Raw genomic sequence first — 3,260 nt, forward strand, 5'->3', positions numbered from 1 at the left:
ACTTGCATTGGTGCTCGTTGCCGGTGTGACACTCATCGATTTATTGACGGCGCAAAAGGTAAGCGCCCGGCACGCTCGAGGCCGCCGGCAACCGCAGGATTTTAGTAACCGCAGCGGCTTCCCACGGGGTCTTGAAGCTGTGCGGGGCCTTGCACGAAAAGACATGTCGTCACCTGCCAGCCAGAATTGAGCGGTGACTAACTGGCGCGAACCTGACCTCAGGCGACCAAGGCCTTGCCGCATGCCCGTGCCTGCCGCGGGGCACCGTCCCGATGGCAAGTTCCGGCTCCAGCACAGCCAAGCTTCGAACCCGGGCTTCGGCTGCCTTCCAGTCGGGCGTGGTCCATGCGCCAGCGACCCAGGGCTAGCCGGGGCATGATGCCGATCCTTCCCAAGCTGCGTCGCCAGCGGTCAGCTGCCAGCAGTCTGATCTGGTCGACCAAGTCCTTTCTTTGTAGCGAGTTTTTGCTTTTCTTTCAGCAGACGAACGATCGCATCGACGAGCGGCGCAAGGTCGGGCGGCGACTTGCAATTCGAGCGCCACAAGTATCCAAATAATGTTCTTAGTGTTCGCATTGTCCTTACCTCCTGCACCACCGAACTTGGCTTGGGCGTTGTTGTTCCTGAACGGCAGGCCAAGCGCCGCCGTCCGAAGGCGAACTCGTCCGTGGCAAGCAGGCACGATGAGTCTGAACGGGATAGAGAGGGCAGGGTTCTGGCGTGGGCAGGCGGGGAGTGTTATGCCTTCCCGACAAGCTGAAGGAGCAGGTGTGTCCCGCCCCTCCGAGCTGGCGCTACTAGGCCGCATGTTCGACCGGTGAAGGGTCGAGGCTCAATCTGAAAACGACGTGAAGTGCGTCTCGGGGCGCGTCGGACTGATCCGGCGCCAAACGCTTTTTTTGTGCGGACCAAAACGCGCGGAGGGAAGGCGGAGGTCCCGCCAATTCTTTGCGAGAAAGTCAGGTGAAACAAAGCATTAAGCGCGCGAAACAGTGAAGCTTATGACCGCTGGCGCGCGCATCATCCGACCTGCTCTCTTGCTGAATTCCTGCGCCGCCTGACCGGCGGCGAGGTCCGGCGTACCCATAAGAGGGGTTGGTGTCGCTCGCAACCGAGGCTTCCCCTTTGCCCGCCCGCAGACCTCAGCATAGGAATCAATGTACGGGAATTACCAAGCCGTAGCCGCCATGGAACGAACAATCCGGCTCAAACTTACTTTAGCGATCCAGGTCCCTCACTCGGATCACCGGTCACTCGATTGGATTGGCCCGCCCTCGTACAGGGGCGGGCCATTGTTTCCCGGCGACCTGACTAAACAGGAGTGAACAACAATGTTTGCAGATGAGATTGCGGCAAGGCGTCTTAAAACCCTGGTCGAGCACTATATGGAGACCAGGAAAAGGCGGCACGATGTGGTTTCAACATCGAGAGCTGAAACCGCCATACGGGAAGTCCTCCCCAATTGCCCTGTGTCCGGGAAAGCCCTTGACGACATGATCGCCGCCTGTGCCGTCGAACATGGTCTCGGCGTGCTGTTCGACAGGTCAGAAATCACCGACAGCGTCAGCTGACCCGCTGGCCTGCGCCAGCGCTCAGACACGTCGAATGTCCGGTTCATACATGTCCCCGGTTGGTACGTTTCCGACACTATCCATGAGCCTCCATGCATCTAGATAGTCCATGGAGGTGGACTGGCATGCCAAGATATTTTTTCCATATCCGGAACGAGGAGGGGCACCTCATGGAGGACCTCGAGGGGCAGGAGTTTGCGGATTTGGCGCAGGCTGAGGAGAACGCGATGGCCTCCGCCAAGGAGATCCTGGCGGAAGGACTGCTCAGCGGGAAGCCCATGCTGACAGGCGCGATCTTTGAGATATGCGACGAAAAACACGCATTGGTGTTTCGATTTCCCTTCTCGGATGCCGCCAGAATGCCCGGTACCCGCCCTTAGTGCTTAAAGTGATTGGCTTCGGGACTTTAGCACCCCATATGTAGTCTTATCGTTCGCACGTTGTCACGGGCGCGAACGGCTGGGAGATCAGAAAGCTCTTGCCCTACCGAGGGTGGAGTTATGTTTAACCAGCCCAATATTCCTTATCAAAATGCTTTATTGCGGCGACTTTCCCCTGGCGATCTGGCATCGATCGAACCCAACCTGGAACGGGTAGCGCTGCCGATGCGGACCCAGCTTGAGTCGACGAAGTCCGTTATCGAACACGTGTATTTCCTGGAAGACGGCATCGCGTCGGTAGTCGCCAAACTACCTAAGGGCCGGGATACCGAGGTCGGCCTGATCGGCATGGAAGGCATGACCGGAGCCTTAGTGGCCCTAGGCGGCGATCGCGCCGCACATGACACCTATATGCAACTGGCGGGAAGCGGCTTGCGAGTTCCAGCCCCGGCACTGTCGTCTGCTCTGTCTGAGAGCACTACGCTGAAGGCTGTTCTGCTTCTCTATGTCCAGACCCTCTATATTCAGACCAGCTACACCGCCCTGGTAAACGCACGGTCGAAGTTGGACGAACGTTTGGCTCGCTGGCTTCTGATGTGCCACGATCGCGTCCGCACCGACCGGCTTGCAATCACCCACGAATTCATATCCGTCATGCTCGGTGTGCGGCGACCGGGTGTCACGGTTGCAATCCAGGAGCTTGAGGGCAGGGGCCTAATCAGAGCCACGCGGGGTGAGATCGTCATCAGGGATCGTGATGGTCTGTTCCAGTTGGCCGATGGCACCTACAGCGAGCCGGAGCGGGAATATGAGCGGTTGCTGGGGAAAACCGACTAGCCCCTATAATCGGCGGCTTCGGCGAAAGTCGCGGTAGCGACGAGCGCCACCGTCGTCGGCAATTCAACCGACGCATCGCGCATTAGCGTTCCCACAGCCTACTCCTTTCGCAATCATATTCTTCACGGCATAAATCGCTCCGCGAACCGGCACTTGCATGATCTGGGAGTTCGCTACCGAGGGAGCGGCATCTGAACCCTGCTTTGTCGTCCGTAGTGGGGAGGATAACCCACATCCTCCATAGGCCAGTTCGAAAGATGACGGCCATCTAACACCATCATTTGCGAAAGCGAAGTTGCGGGGAGATGCATAGTAAGGCGCTACAGTTTGCGCCCGTCCAAACGCGACTGCTGGTTGGCAGCATCGGCCGATCCGCCCAGTGTGTCGGCGACCGCGGCACCTCGCGCACCCATCGGCTGCTGCGCACCTGTGGTGGTGTCCTTGGCTGTCTGGTGCTCCATCTCGGCATTCA

The 3,260-nt window shown here is 58.8% G+C and carries 4 protein-coding genes and 1 pseudogene; all 5 read left to right on the top strand.

The window, feature by feature from the left end; translation table 11 throughout:
• A pseudogene (locus AC0L2C_RS33925) lies at positions 1 to 190 on the top strand (hypothetical protein); the annotation flags it as partial.
• A 185-nt stretch (positions 191 to 375) separates the two neighbouring features.
• Positions 376 to 558: a hypothetical protein gene (locus AC0L2C_RS33930; RefSeq protein WP_473525500.1), complete on the top strand. Its 183-nt coding sequence runs from the start codon at positions 376 to 378 to the stop codon at positions 556 to 558.
• A 773-nt stretch (positions 559 to 1,331) separates the two neighbouring features.
• Positions 1,332 to 1,571: a hypothetical protein gene (locus AC0L2C_RS33935; protein WP_287068288.1), complete on the top strand. Its 240-nt coding sequence runs from the start codon at positions 1,332 to 1,334 to the stop codon at positions 1,569 to 1,571.
• A gap of 125 nt (positions 1,572 to 1,696) precedes the next feature.
• Positions 1,697 to 1,951 (top strand): DUF6894 family protein, encoded by a 255-nt coding sequence (locus AC0L2C_RS33940; RefSeq protein WP_473496006.1) that lies wholly within the window; start codon positions 1,697 to 1,699, stop codon positions 1,949 to 1,951.
• A gap of 120 nt (positions 1,952 to 2,071) precedes the next feature.
• Positions 2,072 to 2,788, top strand: a complete 717-nt coding sequence (locus AC0L2C_RS33945; protein ID WP_287068290.1) for a Crp/Fnr family transcriptional regulator — start codon at positions 2,072 to 2,074, stop codon at positions 2,786 to 2,788.
• Positions 2,789 to 3,260 lie beyond the last annotated feature (472 nt).

The sequence above is a fragment of the Mesorhizobium sp. WSM4845 genome (assembly GCF_055811455.1).

Coding starts and splice junctions, on each gene's coding strand:
- AC0L2C_RS33930 (WP_473525500.1), top strand. CDS start 376: ATGATGCCGATCCTTCCCAAGCTGCGTCGCCAGCGGTCAGCTGCCAGC.
- AC0L2C_RS33935 (WP_287068288.1), top strand. CDS start 1,332: ATGTTTGCAGATGAGATTGCGGCAAGGCGTCTTAAAACCCTGGTCGAG.
- AC0L2C_RS33940 (WP_473496006.1), top strand. CDS start 1,697: ATGCCAAGATATTTTTTCCATATCCGGAACGAGGAGGGGCACCTCATG.
- AC0L2C_RS33945 (WP_287068290.1), top strand. CDS start 2,072: ATGTTTAACCAGCCCAATATTCCTTATCAAAATGCTTTATTGCGGCGA.